General features: G+C 69.8%; 21 protein-coding genes. 9 read left to right on the forward strand and 12 right to left on the reverse strand.

The genetic code is table 11. The features are described 5' to 3' along the window. The coding region (locus AB4078_RS06590) for an HNH endonuclease signature motif containing protein (protein ID WP_441976456.1) at positions 1 to 835 on the forward strand (835 nt) is incomplete at its 5' end. A gap of 77 nt (positions 836 to 912) precedes the next feature. On the opposite strand, the gene AB4078_RS06595 is transcribed toward AB4078_RS06590, so the two are convergent. From AB4078_RS06595 to AB4078_RS06620, 6 genes are all read right to left on the reverse strand, one after another. Beyond that, entirely contained in the window at positions 913 to 1,713 is an 801-nt protein-coding gene (locus AB4078_RS06595) for a family 1 encapsulin nanocompartment shell protein (protein WP_441976457.1), read from the reverse strand. 26 nt (positions 1,714 to 1,739) lie between these two features. After that, entirely contained in the window at positions 1,740 to 2,762 is a 1,023-nt protein-coding gene (locus AB4078_RS06600) for a Dyp-type peroxidase (RefSeq protein ID WP_441976458.1), read from the reverse strand. Between the two features lie 147 nt (positions 2,763 to 2,909). Then, positions 2,910 to 3,455 carry a DoxX family protein gene (locus tag AB4078_RS06605; RefSeq protein ID WP_441976459.1) on the reverse strand — a complete coding sequence of 182 codons (546 nt, stop codon included), beginning with the start codon at positions 3,453 to 3,455 and terminating at the stop codon, positions 2,910 to 2,912. A 37-nt stretch (positions 3,456 to 3,492) separates the two neighbouring features. Beyond that, positions 3,493 to 3,915 carry a hypothetical protein gene (locus AB4078_RS06610; protein WP_441976460.1) on the reverse strand — a complete coding sequence of 141 codons (423 nt, stop codon included), beginning with the start codon at positions 3,913 to 3,915 and terminating at the stop codon, positions 3,493 to 3,495. After that, positions 3,912 to 4,817 carry an NAD-dependent epimerase/dehydratase family protein gene (locus tag AB4078_RS06615; protein WP_441976461.1) on the reverse strand — a complete coding sequence of 302 codons (906 nt, stop codon included), beginning with the start codon at positions 4,815 to 4,817 and terminating at the stop codon, positions 3,912 to 3,914. Before AB4078_RS06615 ends, AB4078_RS06610 begins: the two co-directional genes overlap by 4 nt. Further along, entirely contained in the window at positions 4,814 to 5,077 is a 264-nt protein-coding gene (locus AB4078_RS06620; RefSeq protein WP_441976462.1) for a hypothetical protein, read from the reverse strand. The genes AB4078_RS06615 and AB4078_RS06620 overlap by 4 nt, the downstream gene beginning before the upstream one ends. 296 nt (positions 5,078 to 5,373) lie before the next feature. Between AB4078_RS06620 and AB4078_RS06625 the strand changes: the two genes are divergently transcribed. The 3 genes from AB4078_RS06625 (at position 5,374) to AB4078_RS06635 (ending at position 8,472) form a co-directional block, all read left to right on the forward strand. After that, entirely contained in the window at positions 5,374 to 6,576 is a 1,203-nt protein-coding gene (locus tag AB4078_RS06625) for a PucR family transcriptional regulator (RefSeq protein WP_441976463.1), read from the forward strand. A gap of 98 nt (positions 6,577 to 6,674) precedes the next feature. Continuing rightward, positions 6,675 to 7,538, forward strand: coding sequence for a helix-turn-helix transcriptional regulator (locus tag AB4078_RS06630; protein WP_441976464.1), 864 nt, complete (start codon positions 6,675 to 6,677; stop codon positions 7,536 to 7,538). Positions 7,539 to 7,650: 112 nt separating this feature from the next. Continuing rightward, a complete protein-coding gene (locus AB4078_RS06635; RefSeq protein ID WP_441976465.1) occupies positions 7,651 to 8,472 on the forward strand; it encodes an alpha/beta fold hydrolase in 822 nt (273 codons plus the stop codon). 63 nt (positions 8,473 to 8,535) lie between these two features. Here AB4078_RS06635 and AB4078_RS06640 read toward each other — a convergent pair whose 3' ends face one another. Then, positions 8,536 to 8,691: a hypothetical protein gene (locus AB4078_RS06640; protein WP_441976466.1), complete on the reverse strand. Its 156-nt coding sequence runs from the start codon at positions 8,689 to 8,691 to the stop codon at positions 8,536 to 8,538. Positions 8,692 to 8,825: 134 nt separating this feature from the next. After that, positions 8,826 to 9,392, reverse strand: a complete 567-nt coding sequence (locus AB4078_RS06645) for a dihydrofolate reductase family protein (protein ID WP_441976467.1) — start codon at positions 9,390 to 9,392, stop codon at positions 8,826 to 8,828. A 140-nt stretch (positions 9,393 to 9,532) separates the two neighbouring features. On the opposite strand from AB4078_RS06645, the gene AB4078_RS06650 reads away from it, so the two are divergent. Continuing rightward, positions 9,533 to 9,907, forward strand: a complete 375-nt coding sequence (locus AB4078_RS06650) for a TfoX/Sxy family protein (protein WP_440732674.1) — start codon at positions 9,533 to 9,535, stop codon at positions 9,905 to 9,907. 2 nt (positions 9,908 to 9,909) lie between these two features. After that, positions 9,910 to 10,560, forward strand: coding sequence for a DUF2461 domain-containing protein (locus tag AB4078_RS06655; RefSeq protein WP_441976468.1), 651 nt, complete (start codon positions 9,910 to 9,912; stop codon positions 10,558 to 10,560). A gap of 36 nt (positions 10,561 to 10,596) precedes the next feature. Here AB4078_RS06655 and AB4078_RS06660 read toward each other — a convergent pair whose 3' ends face one another. The 4 genes from AB4078_RS06660 to AB4078_RS06675 all read right to left on the reverse strand — a co-directional run bounded on the left by AB4078_RS06660 (position 10,597) and on the right by AB4078_RS06675 (position 12,555). Continuing rightward, positions 10,597 to 10,842, reverse strand: coding sequence for a hypothetical protein (locus AB4078_RS06660; protein WP_440732676.1), 246 nt, complete (start codon positions 10,840 to 10,842; stop codon positions 10,597 to 10,599). Beyond that, positions 10,839 to 11,384, reverse strand: a complete 546-nt coding sequence (locus AB4078_RS06665; protein WP_441976469.1) for a MarR family winged helix-turn-helix transcriptional regulator — start codon at positions 11,382 to 11,384, stop codon at positions 10,839 to 10,841. Before AB4078_RS06665 ends, AB4078_RS06660 begins: the two co-directional genes overlap by 4 nt. Positions 11,385 to 11,426: 42 nt before the next feature. Next, on the reverse strand, positions 11,427 to 11,861 hold the full coding sequence (locus tag AB4078_RS06670; RefSeq protein ID WP_440732678.1) for a DUF3237 domain-containing protein: 435 nt from the start codon (positions 11,859 to 11,861) through the stop codon (positions 11,427 to 11,429). Positions 11,862 to 12,012: 151 nt separating this feature from the next. Beyond that, the gene (locus AB4078_RS06675) at positions 12,013 to 12,555 is read right to left on the reverse strand and encodes a winged helix-turn-helix transcriptional regulator (protein WP_441976470.1); all 543 of its coding nucleotides are present in this window, start codon (positions 12,553 to 12,555) and stop codon (positions 12,013 to 12,015) included. Positions 12,556 to 12,612: 57 nt separating this feature from the next. Between AB4078_RS06675 and AB4078_RS06680 the strand changes: the two genes are divergently transcribed. The 3 genes from AB4078_RS06680 to AB4078_RS06690 are packed head-to-tail and all read left to right on the forward strand — an operon-like array spanning position 12,613 to position 14,518. After that, complete coding sequence (locus tag AB4078_RS06680) at positions 12,613 to 13,359, forward strand: SDR family oxidoreductase (protein ID WP_441976471.1); 747 nt, start codon at positions 12,613 to 12,615, stop codon at positions 13,357 to 13,359. Beyond that, complete coding sequence (locus AB4078_RS06685) at positions 13,356 to 13,838, forward strand: PaaI family thioesterase (protein WP_441976472.1); 483 nt, start codon at positions 13,356 to 13,358, stop codon at positions 13,836 to 13,838. The genes AB4078_RS06680 and AB4078_RS06685 overlap by 4 nt, the downstream gene beginning before the upstream one ends. Before the next feature lie 32 nt (positions 13,839 to 13,870). Continuing rightward, positions 13,871 to 14,518, forward strand: coding sequence for an MBL fold metallo-hydrolase (locus tag AB4078_RS06690; protein WP_441976473.1), 648 nt, complete (start codon positions 13,871 to 13,873; stop codon positions 14,516 to 14,518). Positions 14,519 to 14,525: the final 7 nt, after the last annotated feature.

Below are 14,525 nucleotides of genomic sequence, written 5' to 3' on the forward strand. Positions count from 1 at the left end.
CGGGCAGAAGATGCTCGGACTGATCCATGCGGCCGCCGTGATCGATGGGATCTACGACCGGCTCACCCAGCAGGCCCGGATGGTGCAGGTCGCGAACACGGCAGCCGTGAAAGACGCCACTGCGGGACGGACACCGGATCCGGACGCTCCGGGCGATTCGGACGATGACCGCAGCATCGACCAGCTCCGCGCRGACCTCTGCGCCGACACCCTCCTCACSGGYGCCSCGTCMGGGCACGACACGACCGCGGGSYTGCTSKCCGCGATCCAGGCRCGRGTSGAAGTCACAGTCCCCGTGTTCACCGCGATGGCCGCCGACACCGCGGTCGCAGGTCTCGGCTCCACGTTCGGGATCCGCACCGAGCAACCCGCCGAACTCGCCGGTGGGCAACCCATCGACACGCACACCGCCCGCATCCTCGCCGGTAACGCCGTCGCTTGGGAACGCGTGCTCACGCATCCGATCACCGGGGCGATCCTCGCCGTCGACCACTACCGGCCCAACACCGACCTGCGCCGACTCCTGCACGCCAGAGACTCCCGATGCCGATTCCCCACCTGCGGACTCCCACCCGCCGCCCAAGACCTCGACCACACCATCGACGCCGCCTACGGCGGCGCCACCGAAGAAGGCAACCTCGGCGGGCTCTGCCGACGCCACCACGTCCTCAAACACCAGACGGCGTGGAAAGTGAAACAACGCGGCGCCGGGGTCCTGGAATGGACCAGCCCCGCCGGATCCACCTACATCGACAAGCCACCCGCACCCGTCACCTTCACCACCGAAGACCCGGAACCGGATCCACCACTCATCGACGAAACCGCGCCGTTCTGATGCAGTCCTGAGCGTGTCGGCAGGATCCCGTGGCGGGGCGCTTCGACAAGCTCAGAGACAGACGGGCTCAGCGCCCCTCACCGGAGGATGACGCTGGCCTCGGACGTGTACGCCGAGAACGTCACCGACTCCTGCGCGTACAGCCGGATCCCGTCCGCGTCGTGCGAGAGGTAGCCGATCGCCACGTCCTGGCCGAGGGTGAGCGCGTAGTCGCCGCCGCGCATCGTGAGCACGATCGCACCGTCGAGCGCCGGCGCGAACACGATGGTGCCGTCGTCACCGAGCAGCCGGCGCAGATGCTCGTGCACGGGGTAGCCGTGATCGACGGTCTCGGAGGCCGCGGTGTACAGCTCGGCCGAGAGCAGCAGCGCGTACGGGCCCTGCACACCGACAGTACGGAGCACCGTGAGCGCCCGCGCGACCGCCGCCGGCAGCTCGCGCGGATCCGCGGGCACCGGGATCGTCGCGTTCGAGCTGCTCGCGACGATGCCCTGCACGCCCGCCGCGTCGGAGCCGGCGAACACCAGGGTGTCCTCGGCGGTGGCAAGCGCCTCCACGGCATCCTTCACGGGCTGCCAGTCGGAGTCCTGCGCACCGCGGTCGACGTCGTCGACGGCGGCACGGGTGACGGTGAACTCTGCGCGCAGCTCGATCAGCGGCTGCACTCGCCGGCGCCGCGCCTGCACGGCGGGGGCGGGAGCGTCGATGGCCTCGAGGTGCCCCGTGCCGACGGCCGACAACGCGGTGCCATCCGGTTCCGGCACATCCACGACGCGGCGCCCCGCGATCCGCGTGATGAAGGTGCGCCGTGCCTCGTCGTCGATCTGGTCCCACGCGGCCGAGGAGATCGGCGCGAGCCTGCGGTGGAGGTTGTCCATGTCTGCGACCTTTCGCTGGGTGGGGGTCAGTGCGCGGCGGCGCTGCGGAGCCCGCCGATGCCCAGGTCCGCCTTCGCGTCGGCATCCGACGGAGCGCCCACCGGAGCGGTCGCCGATGCCGAACCGGGCCCGGGTGGTACGTCGTCGAGGAAGTCGAGGGTGGGCGTGAAGAACAGGGTTCCCGTGCGGGCGGTCGAGAAGTCCAGGATCCGGTCGGTGTTGCCGGGCGGGCTGCCCAGGAACATGTTGCGCAGCATCTGCTCGATCACTCCGGGATCCGCCGCGTAACCGATGAAGTAGGTGCCGAACTCTTCGGTGCCGAGCCGGCCGAACGGCATGTTGTCGCGCAGGATCTGCCGCTGCACGCCGTCGGCGTCGATGACCGTGTTGAGGTGCACGTGGGAGTTGACCGGCTTGATCGCGTCGGGCATCTCGACGTCCTCGAGTTTGCTGCGACCGATCACGCGTTCCTGCTGCTCGACCGACAGCTCTCCCCACGCCTCCAGGTCGTGCGTGTACTTCTGCACGATCACGTAGCTGCCGCCGGCGTATTCCGGATCCTCGTCGGCGACGAGCACGGCGGCCGGGGCGGCGGCGCCCTCGGGGTTCTCAGTGCCGTCAACGAAACCGAGCAGATCGCGCTCGTCGAAGTACTTGAATCCGTGGGTCTCGTCGATGACCACGGCGTGGCCGCGCAGCCGGTCCATGACCTGCCGGGACAGTTCGAAGCAGATGTCCATGTGATGCGCGCGCACATGCAGCAGCAGATCCCCGGGCGTGGCCGGGGCGCGGTGGCGCGGGCCGTCCAGCGGCACGAACGGGTGCAGACCTCTCGGACGCGGCAGCGCGAACATCCGGTCCCAGAACTCGGCGCCGATACCGAGCACGCAGTTCAGCTGATCGTCGGGGATGCGGAACGACACCGATCGCGTGATGCTGGAGAGGTCGGCGAGCACGTCGCGCACGACCTCCTCGCTGCCTTCGTTCACCGTGAGCACGAGGAACAGCGCCGCGCGAGCGGGTGGTGCGACGAACTGCTGAGTGACCACCGGATCCGTCCCCTCCGCGCGCGTTTGCGACGCACGGTCAGCCTGTCACGGGCTCGCATCCGCTTCAAGCCGGTTGTCGCCTGCGTCAGGTGGCCTTGGTCCCTGTCACAGGGCAAGCGACGTGCGGAACCTCCCCCGGAAGCGTCCTCACCCGTCGCTTCCGGAGGGGGCCTTCTTCGCCGGCCGATAGCAGAGCGCGAGCTGGCCGAGACCGCCCGCCACCCCCAGTCCGGCGGCGATCGCCAGCGCGGGCCAGCCCGAGAGCAGCGGGGCCAGCGGGGTGTGCGCCAGCAGGAGGCCGTCCCCGCTGTAGCGGCCGGCCCCGATCGTCGCGATCGCGACCGGAGCGACGGCGAGCACGAGGTTGTACTCCCAGCCGTTGGTCGTGACGAAGAACCCCTTGCGCCCCTGCACCGTCCAGATCGCCACCAACATCAGGGCGACGAATCCGGCCGCCGGAAGCGGGGTGAGCACGCCCGCCGCGAGCCCGAGGCCCGCGAGCACCTCGAGCGATGCCGCCGCTCCGGCATTGAGCAGGCCGGGGCGCATGCCGACGCTCTCGAACCAGGCGGCCCGTCCACGGATCCCGCCCTTGCCGAAGAACTTGTCGAGCCCGTGCGCGGTCAGCGTCAGGCCCAGCAGCAGCCGCAGGATCAGCACCCCCGCATCCACCGCCGTCGAGTCCCCGATCATCGGCCCCGCTCCCTCCGGTCTGCCCGACCCACAGATGTCACCGCTCGGCCTCGTCGTCCTCCGCTGCCCAGCGCTCGCTGTTGGCGCGGAGCACCTCGGGCGCGCGCTCGGCCTCCTCGCGTGTCGCGAAGGGGCCGACCCGCACCAGCGACGGGGACTCGAGGCCGTACTCCACGGCACCCGTGCGGGAGTTGTACCAGTACGAGTGCTCGCCATCGGGCATCCGCACGGTGTGCGCGGCGCCGGGATCCGCCGGGAACACGCTCCACTCGGGGCGCAGGAACGGCTCCGCCAGGTCGGCGCCGTCCACCTGGAAGAGGGCCTCGTCGTCGGTGAGGGTGCGCAGGAACACGGCGGCGTGGCGCGCCGCGCCGCTGCGCAGCTCGTAGGTGTGGCCGGCGACCAGGCTCGACCAGTCATGGATCTCGTTCGCGTCCGCAGACGTCGGTTCGGAAGTCATGCGGGAGATCCTAGGAGCGGATCGCCGGGCACGTCGAGGTAGCCCGCCCTCAGTTCGTCCCGCAGCGCCGGGCGTGTCGTGCGCCAGCCGAGCCGGTCCTTGGCGCGGTCCGCGCGGGCGTGCTGGTCGAGCAGCAGCACCCCGGCGAGCGCCGCGCCGAGGCGCTCGCCTGTCTCCTCCGCGGACTCGGCGCGCACCGTCGCTCCGGCGGCGGACGCCGCCGCCGCGGCGAGCTCGGCGACGGTCTCGTCCGCCTCCGATGCCGCGATGTAGACGTCTTTCTGGTGCGATTCCGCGCCGATGATCCGCACGTACAGGTCGGCGAGGTCGTCGACGTGCACGGTGGCCCAATGCTGGGATCCGTCGCCGATCGACGGCAGCACCGGCTCCTGACCGCTGCGGTCGAGGTCGTCGACGAACCGGCGCGGGATGCCCTGACCGTGCCCGTAGACGATGCCCGGCGCGACCACGACCACCCGCATGCCCTCGCTGTCGTCGGCGAGGAGCCGGCGCGCGGTCTCGTCCATCCAGGCCACGGCGGCGGGCGGCGCAGCGGGCGACTCCTCGGTGAGGTCGAGTCCCGATCCGTACGTCCACAGGCTGCTCGTGTAGACGAACGGCTTGTCGCTCGTGAGCAGGCCCGGCATCACTGCGGCGATGAAGTCCGCATCGTCCGCGCGCGAGGTCGCCGTATGGATCACCCCGTCCGACTCGAGCGCGAGCTCGGATATCGTGCGGGTGTCCTCCTCCGACGCGAGGAACGGATCCGCTCCCGCGGCGCGGACCTGATCCGCGTCGTCCTGGTCGTCGACCAGGGCGGTCACCCGGTAGCCCGCGGCGACGAGCGCCGTCAGGACCGCTTGCCCGATGAAACCGGTCGCGCCGGTCAGCAGCACGCTCATCGATCCTCCTCGTCATCCGATCCCGGATCCGCGGCGATGTCCTCGGGCACCTCGTAGGAGAGCACATACGAGAACAGCTGCCCCTCGCGCTCCTCCGGCTCGACCTCGTAGACCTTGGTCCAGCGCCGGCCGTCCTGCTCCACGTGGCGACGGAGCACCTCGTCGGGTCGTCGCTCGATGAGGAGCAGTCCCTCGAGCCGCTCCACCACGGGGCCGAAGGGCCGGTCGCGCAACTCCGCGGTGTACGTCTCCGGGCTCATCATCGTCGTGTCGCGATGGTCATGGCAACCCCCTTGTGGCACGCCACGCTAGCCCGCCCGGCGCCCCCTCGGCAGGGGTCCGGCCACGGACCTGTCCGCGGGCACAAGAGGCCCTGTGCCGCGGACAGAGCTGACCGAACACGCCGCTCCCTCGGGGCGACCGGATCACGCGGACGGGCTCGCGGCGTAACCTCGCTGTCAGCGACGCGCTGAAGGCAAGACGGAAGCCGCGCAGGATCGACAGGAGTGGACATGACCGACCTCACGGCGGCGGACGCATCCGGCGCAGGGGTGCGATGAGCACGAGCGATCGCGACGAGGGAATCGCCTGGGTCGAACACCACCTGCCCGGCCTGATCGAGAGGGTCTACGCCCGCAGCGTCGAAACACTGGCCGTCTATCAGGACGAGAAGCACGTCTCCACCGGGGAGCTGCGGCGCTCCATCGAGGACAATCTGCGCTTCCTCGTGCACGCTCTTGGGCACCCGGAAGCTCCTCTCGACCCGACCGTGCCGGAGCAGACCGGACGGCGCAGGGCGCACCAGGGCGTGCCACTGCCCGAGGTGCTCCAGGTGTACCGGATCGGGTTCGGGATCCTGTGGGGAGCGCTGGTGGAGCGCGCCACAAAGGACCCGCGCACCGAGACGCTCACGCGCCTGCTGAGCACCTCGACGCGGATCTGGGACGTCGCCGAGGAGCACGCGACCGTCCTCACCGAGGCGTACCGGGCAGCGACCGCAGAGATCATCATCGCGCAGGAGCATCGCCGCGCCGCGTTGGTGGAAGTGCTGCTCACCGGGCATGTCAGCAGGGACGCCGGGCCGTGGGAGGCGGCGTCGCTGCTGGGCTTCCCCTCGGACGCCGACCTGATCGTGGTCGCCGCGCAGACCAACGAGGTGGCAGCGGAGTCGCTGCCGGGGATCGCCCGTCGGCTCGCCGAACAGGGCTGCGTCTCGGGGTGGCGGCTCACCCCGGCCCTGCAGCTCGGAGTGGTCGCCCTCACCCGGCCCGAGGCGCTCGAAGAGGTGCTCACCGTGCTGCGCAGCTACACGGGAGCTCGGGTGGGCGTGAGTCCGCCCTTCCCCGTGCGCACCGACGCGCCACGCGCGCTGCGCCTCGCCCGTGCTGCGCTGTCGATGACGGCGCGTGGCACGTCCGCGGTGCGCGTGTTCAGTCCTAGCCCGATCGCCGCGATGATCGCGGCGGATCCGCACGAGGCCGAGCGCCTCACCGAGGATGTGCTCGGGCCGGTGCTGCACCTGCCCGAGGGCGACCGCGATGTGATCCTGGAGACGCTCGAGACCTACATCGACACCGGCGGATCGGCAGCCGACGCCGCGGCGCTGCTGCACTGCCACCCGAACACGGTGCGGTACCGGCTGCGGCGGATCGAGGAGCTCACCGGGCGCAGCTTCACGCGCCCGAGCGACATGGCCGAGCTCTCGGCCGCGTCATACGGCCTCGAACTGACCCGCATCGCGCAGCACCGCGGAGCCTGAGCCGACGCGCCGTCGGGGTTACGGGCGACATGCCCGGGGCGGGTGCGGCGTGCGGGAGAATTGAGTCATCCCCTCTTCTCCCCCGACCGAGGATCTGCGTGAGCGACTCTTTGAACGCCTTGGGCCGCTATGTCCGCGCACGACGCGGGGTCGTGCTGCCCGAGGACGTCGGGTTGGTCCGACAGCCGGGGCGGCGAGTCACCGGGCTCCGCCGGCAGGAGGTCGCCGAGCTCGCCGGGATCAGCGCCGAGTACTATCTGCGGATCGAGCAGGGGCGCATCGGGCGCCCGTCGGAGCAGGTCCTCTCGGCCCTGGCCCGTGCGCTCCGCCTCGACGACGAGTCGATCGCGCACCTGCACCGGCTCGTCGCAGGACGGCCGCCTCAGCAGGTGGAGCCCGACCCCGCGGTCGCGGAGCGCCTCGCGCGCACGCTGTCCCGCTGGTACCGCACACCCGCGTACATCTCCGACCCGCACCGGGACATCGTCGCCGCCAACGCGCTGGCCACCGCGCTGGGGCACGGGGGACTCGCCGTGGGCTCCAATCAGATCGCCGGGCTCTTCAACGACCGCATGAAGAGCACCCTGGTGGAGTGGGAGGCGATGACGCGCTCGGCCGTCGCCACGCTCCGCCGGGACGCCCATCCGGACTCGCCGCGCCTGGCCGAGCTGGTGCGCGACCTGTCCGCGGATCCGGACTTCGTCCGCATCTGGGCGCGGCACGACGTCTCCGGCCCCGAGGACACGACGTTCCACATCGTCATCGAGGGGTTCGGCGAGGTCGCGATCGACGCGCACAACTTCGCTGTGCGCAGCCTCCCGGGCTACCAGCTGACGGTGCTGTCGGCGGGCCCCGGAGGCAAGGCCGAGACGCTCTTCGCCGGAATCGCGGCGTCTGTGCCGCTCTCGACCGGGACGATCCGCTCAGCCCCTCCGGCGAGCGCGACGTCCGCCGGAGGGTAGTACTACGCGGGCCTCCCTCTCCGGTGCCGGCCGGGCCTAGCGTGTGTCTCGCGGCTGCGCGGCGATCCGTCGCCGTCCGCGTCGCGCCCCCTCCCCCAGGAAAGGACACACGATGCCCTACATCACCACGCCCGACGGCACCGAGATCTACTACACCGAGCTCGGCGAGGGCCGCCCCGTCATCTTCAGCCACGGCTGGCCGCTGAGCTCGGACGCCTGGCAGAAGGAGCTGAAGATCTTCGCCGACGCCGGGTACCGCGCGATCGCACATGACCGCCGCGGCCACGGCCGCTCCTCGCGCACCTACCGCGGCAACGACATGGACACCTACGTCGCCGACCTGGCCTCGCTCGTCGAGCAGCTCGACCTGAAGGACGTCCTCCTCGTGGGCCACTCCACCGGCGGCGGAGAGGTCGTCCGCTACGCCGCCACCCTCGGCGCAGGACGCGTGTCGAAGGTCGCGACGGCCGGTGCGGTCCCGCCGATCATGCTCCAGTCGGCCACGAACCCCGAGGGCACTCCGCTCGAGGTGTTCGACGGCATCCGCGCGGGCGTGCTCAACGACCGCTCGCAGTTCTACAAGGACCTCGCGGAGTCGTTCTTCGGTTTCAACCACCAGGCGGAGAAGCGTTCGCAGGGCCTCGTCGACGACTTCCAGCGCCAGGGCATGATGGCCGGCCTCAACGCCGCCTACGACTGCGTGAAGGTCTTCTCCGAGACCGACTTCACCAAGGATCTGCAGGCGCTCGACGTCCCCATCTTCCTCGCGCACGGCGATGACGACCAGATCGTCCCGATCGCCGCGGCTGCGGAGAAGGCGATCACCCTCGTCTCGCAGGGAACGCTGAAGGTCTACCCCGGTGCCTCGCACGGCATCTGGGGTGACTACCAGGTCGCCCTGGACGACGACATCCTCGCGTTCTTCGCCGAGTGACGCCGAAGCGGCGGGGGTCTCAGGGCCCCCGCCGCTCTCGTCGCATCGCGCCGCCGGAATCGGTCAGAGCCGGTCGAGGCCCTCTTCACGACGCTCGTCCTGCGAGCCCTCGTCGTCGACGCCGCCGGTCTCATCGAAGGCTTCGTCGCGACGGTGCTGCCGACGCTCCTCCTGACCCTCTCGCTCGTCGCGCAGCTCGTCATTCTTGTCGTGACCCATCGGATCCCTCGCTCGTCATCGTGCGCGGCGCCGGTTCGCGCCTTGCGCGCCTGTGGCCAGCATGCTCCTCCCGCCGGCGGAAAGCACGGGTTCTGTGCGCCAGGACAAGCAAGACGGGTGCGATCCGGGACCGTTCAGCGTCCGGGTGGGCCCTCGAGCACGGTTGGCACGTACTCGAGCAGCTGCAGACGACCGTCGAAGGTGCGCGACTCGATCAGGTCGAGACGCACATCGGGGTATCCGTCGAAGATCCGATCCTGTCCCGTCGCCCCGGTGATCACCGGGAACAGCACCACGCGGTACCGGTCGACGAGGCCGGCGTTCAGCAGTGACCGGCACAGCGCCAGACTGCCGAGCGTGCGCAGCGCACGATCCGATTCCTCTTTCAGCCGTCGCACGAATTCCACGGCGTCGTCACGGACCAGGATCGAATTCGCCCAGGTCAGCGGCTCGTCGAGCGTCGATGAGAAGACGTACTTGGTGATCCCGTCGAGCACGTCGATGCCCTCCTCGCCGGCGGCGGCGAATGCCGACATGAGCCGATAGGTCGTCGCGCCCATGAGGATCGGGTAGTCCTTGTCGGGCGCGGTGGCGAGCCATTCGAAGTACTCGGGCCCGCCCATCCCCCAGAGCCCTGGCCAGCCCTCGGCGGCGCCGTAGCCGTCGAGGGAGCAGATGAAGTCGATCGTGAGGTTCTGCATGTCTTCTCCTCCAGCTCCGCCGGGGCGCCGAGGATCTCCGGTGCGTGCGGAGGCTTCGCGCTGGAGTCTAGGCTGCGGCGGGTGCCCGCGGAAGACGTCGGCGGGTTACGGTCTCCGGGCGAACGTGAGATAACAGAGCCATGCAGATCCCGCGACCCTCCGAGGACTCCAAGGAGTTCTTCCACGCCGTCATCCCGGCGACGCCCGGTGTCGAGGTCAAGCCGATGTTCGGCAACCTGGGCGCCTTCGTGAACGGCAACATGTTCGCCGGGCTCTTCGGCGATGACCTCGGTGTGCGCCTCATCGACGAGAGCTCGCTCAGCGCCCTGCGGTCCGTTCCCGGCACAGGCCCGTTCGGCCCCGCCGAACGACCGATGGGCGGCTACCTCGCTCTGCCCGGCGAGTGGCGGAATGATCCGGAACGGGTCACCGAATGGGTCACCGCCGCGCTCGAGCAGGTCGGGGCCCTCCCACCCAAGAAGCCCAAGACGCGTGCCCCACGGAAGAAGGCATGACCATGAGCGCGACGTTCCCCGGGTGGTCGGAGCGCGCGAGCGCCTTCTACGTCGGCTTGGAAGCCGACAACACCAAGGACTATTGGACCCGGAACCGCGCGGTCTACGACACGGAGGTGCTCGCCCCGATGCAGGCCCTGCTGGACGACCTGTCCACGGAGTTCGGCGAGGGAAGGATCTTCCGCCCGAACCGCGACATCCGCTTCAGCGCAGACAAGTCTCCCTACAAGACCTCGATCGCCGCGACACTCGGCCAGGGATACATCGAGTTCTCGGCCCGGGGCATCGGCACGGGCGCGGGCTGCCACATGCTGACGCCGGACCAGCTGACGCGGCTGCGGGCCGCCGTCGCCGACGATGAGACAGGCCCCCGGCTCGAGGCCGTCATCGGCGAGCTCGAGGCCTCGGGCATCGACGTCACCTCGCACGACCGCCTCGCCACCGCACCCCGCGGATACGCGAAGGACCATCCGCGCATCGATCTGCTGCGCAACAAGGACCTCGTCGCCCGATCGCACTGGGGCCAGGAGACGCCGTGGCTGCACTCCCCCGAGGCCGCCGAGCACGTGGTGGCCGTGCTGCGCGCCGCCCGTCCGCTCATGCAGTGGCGGGACGAGAACGTCGGCGCGAGCACGATAGAAGGGCGCCGCTGAGGAAGCCCGGTGCCGGCAGGTCGGAATCGGCGGTGCTCAGCCGCGGGCGACGACGCGCGGGTGGTCGCGCCAGGCCGGCATCGTCGCCATGTAGTCCAGGGTCTCGCGTTCGAGCTGGTCGCGCGATGCGCCGGGGTTGCGCCGCGTCTGCCATGACACCATGCGCTCGAACCGCTCGTCGAACGACGTCAGGTTGCCGGCGGCATCGGTGCAGTGCTCGCAGTACCGACCCGTCTCGATCGGCATTCCACAGCTTTCGCAGTGCGCGGATTCGGTGTTCATGATCCATCCTTTCGTGGTGATTGCGGAGAGGCCGACCGATTGACGAGCAGCTCGGAGAGCGTTTCGAGCATCTCGTGCGCCTGGCCGGCTGGGAGCCGCGAGAATGCGTCTCCCAGCCTGCTGACGTCGAGCACCTGCTGTTCCTCGTGAACGCTGCGGATGCCCTCCGATGTGAGCCAGACGAAGGTGCGTCGGCGGTCGGTCGGATCCGATTCCCGCTCGAGCAGGCCGCGGCGTTCGAGGCGGGTGACGATCTCGCTGACGACGGATTGCGTACGCTTCAGGTGCTGCGCGGCTTCCCCGATCGTGACCGGGCCGGTCGCCGCCAGGTGCAGGAGGACGGCCCGCGATGGACCGGAGAGCGCGCTCCTCGGCCCTGACCGACGGTGAAAGGACAGGTACGTCTCCATGAAGAGCGCGGCGAACCACTCCGCTTCGTCCTGGTGACTGTCTGCAGCCATGCTGGCATCCTCGCGAGCACGAAATACATCGTCAAGCCCGATGGATCCGGGTCGATGCGAGAACCCGCGGGTGCCGGGCACGTCCGCCGCGAGGTCAGACGATTTGTCCCGCGCCGAAGCGGATCAGCGCACGACGAAGACCCGGATGCAGATCTGATCGTCCTCCTCGCGCGCGAGACCGAGGAACTGGTGCTCGGCGAGCCAACGGTGCTCGGGCGCATCGGTCTGGAACACCGGCGCAGTGCGATAGTACGGGGCCTCCGGATCCGCCGTGGGGCGGTAGTACCCGCGGTTCACGATGTCGATGACCGCTCCGCCCTCTGCACGCAGGAGGTAGCGAGCGTCGAGCTGGCAGGTGGAGCCCCGCTCGACATACCAATCGCCCCCGCCGGGCAGCACCTCCCCGCGCAGCATCGGCCCGTCGACCGTGCCGCCGACGATCGGCGCGAAGGTGAGGCGTTCGTCCGGACCTCGCCCGACAGGCAGATCCTCCGCGACCGCGACGCGGATCTCGAAGGCGAACTCCAGCACCGGTTCGCGCAGGGCATCGGCAGTCATGGATCGTCTCCGCTTTCGTCGCACACGTTGGCTTTGGCGCGCCGCACGAGAGGGTCGGCGCTCATGTCGATCCTGCCCGATGCGACCGGCGCGCACGTTCACACGAGGTCCCGGTCCCAGGCTCGGCGTCCGTCGTCGGGATCAGAGCGTCTCACGCCCGCGCAGCTGTCGCGGCTCTTCCCCGCAGCGCGGATGCGAGCCGCTCATCCTTGAGCCGGGCGCCGGCCTCACCCAAGGACACGTCGTGTCCGTCGGCGCAGCGCACCGTCGCCTCGAGCGACGCGCCACAGCCGACATGCACCAGCTCTACACCGGTGTCGTGGTCGTCACGCACCCCTTCACCCCACTGCATGAGGGCGACGAGGAGTGGGTAGAGCGCCCTGCCGCGCTCGGTGAGGACGTACTCCTTGCGGGTGCGCTTTCCCGGATCCTGATACGGGCGCTGCTCGACAAGACCGTCCGCGTGCAACTGCTTGAGCCGACCGCTCGCGACCGCGTCGCTCAAGCCGGTGCGACGCGCGAGCTCGTCGAAACGCGATCCGCCGTAGAAAAGCTCGCGCACGATCAGCATCGCCGACTTCGTGCCGACCACCTCCAGCGCGCGCTCCATCCGGCACCAGCCGGTCGACGGCCAGAGGTCGCGCTCGGCGAAGGCGCCTTCGAGGTTGATGACGTCCGCTCCTGGAGTGGCCATGCAGACATTCTACCTCTCACTATGGTTTTACGTAGTCAGCGGTGTATCGTCCTGACTATGGATCTCAAGAGTCAGGCAGAACCCACCCTGAAGAATGCCGTCGTCCTGATCACCGGAGCCAACGGAGGGCTCGGCACCGAGTTCGTGCGCCAGGCTCTCGAGCGAGGCGCCTGCAAGGTCTACGCCACTGCACGCACGCCACGGGAGTGGGGCGACGAGCGCATCGTCCCACTTGCTCTGGACGTGACCGACGCCGCGTCGATCGCCGCCGCGGCCGCCGCCGCGCCCGACGTCACCGTCGTGATCAACAACGCCGGCGCGACCAGTCCGCATTCGAGCCTGCTCGACGCCGACCTCACCGAGACCCGGGCACTGTTCGAGACCAACTTCTGGGGACCGCTGGCGGTCGCGAACGCCTTTCTCCCGGCGCTGACCGCGACGAAGGGCGCGCTCCTCAACGTTCACTCCGTGCTGAGCTGGCTGGCGATCGGCGACGCCTACAGCGCCACTAAGGCCGCGCTCTGGTCGGCGACCAACACGCAGCGCCTCAGGCTCGCACCTCTCGGCGTCCACGTTGCGGGTCTGCACCTGGGCTACGCCGACACCCCGATGACCGCGGGCGTCGACGCGCCGAAGCTCGCCCCGGCCGATGTCGTGCGGGACGCGTACGACGGCGTCGAAGCACGGGAGTACGAGATCCTCGCCGACGACCTGAGCCGGCAGGTCAAGGCGGGACTGGCGGCCCCGATCACCGCGCTCTATCCGGACCTGCCGCCCGTGGGCTCGACCCTCGCACGGGCATGAACCGAACTCGCACGTACTCATGGGGTGACGCCGAGGTGCTGGCCCGAGCGGCCCGCGAGTCGGACGGGCTGGACTTCCTCAGCCGAATCGGATCCGGCGAGCTGCCGGAAGTGCCCGCCGGCGTCACGACCGGGATCCACCCCGTCGAGGTCGGCGACGGGTGGGCGATCTTCGAGATGACACCCGAGGAGTGGCACTTCAACCCGCTCGGCACGGTGCACGGCGGGATGCTCGCGGGCCTTGCCGACTCGGCGCTCGGCTGCGCCGTGCACACGAAGCTCAAGGCGGGCGTCGGCTACACCTCACTCGACCTCACCATCAAGTTCACCCGCCCCGCGACCCTCGACAGCGGAACTCTGCGCTGCCGAGGGGAGGTCGTCACGATCGGGCGACGCACCGCCAGCGCCGAAGCCCGGATCACCGATGGATCGGGCCGCGTGATCGCCCATGCCATCGCGACCTGTCTCCTCCTCGCCTGACCAGGCAACGGCCTTCGACGAACGGAGAGACGATGACCTCCACCCTCACCTACGACGTATATGTGGCGGATCCGATCCCGCAGCACAGCACCGCCCTCGTACCGATTGGTGACAAGCGCGAGTTCTCGCCGTTGTCCATCACTCTGATCTCGGGCGATCATGACGCCGTGCTCGTCGATCCGCCGATGACGATTGCCCAGACGGCGGCCGTCGAGGATCGGGTCGCGGCCAGCGGGAAGAACCTGACGCACATCTTCGTGACCCACGGTCACGGCGACCACTGGTTCGGGGCGAGCGAACTCGCCGCGAGGTTCGGCGCTGATGTGGTCGCCACGGCAGGGACCATCGAGCAGATGCACAAGAACCTCGCGATCCGGGAAGTGTTCTGGGACGCTCTGTTCCCCGGCCAGATCCCCGTCACCGATGTCATCGCCGAGCCGGTGGTGGGTGGCCGACTCGACCTCGAGGGCCACGCTCTGAACGTGGTGGAGGTCGGCCACTCGGACACCGACGACACCAGCGTCCTGCACGTGCCGAGCATCGAACTCGTGGTGGCCGGGGACGTCATCTACGCGATCCACGACAACGCCCTCGACTTCTTCACCGCGATGCTCGACCGATACCCGGATCGGCTCAACCCCGGCGCACTGTGGGGCGGAGCCGTCGCGCTCTACCGCTGACGGGGTG

The sequence above is a fragment of the Microbacterium sp. 2MCAF23 genome, from assembly GCF_052115565.1.
Lineage (GTDB): Bacteria > Actinomycetota > Actinomycetes > Actinomycetales > Microbacteriaceae > Microbacterium.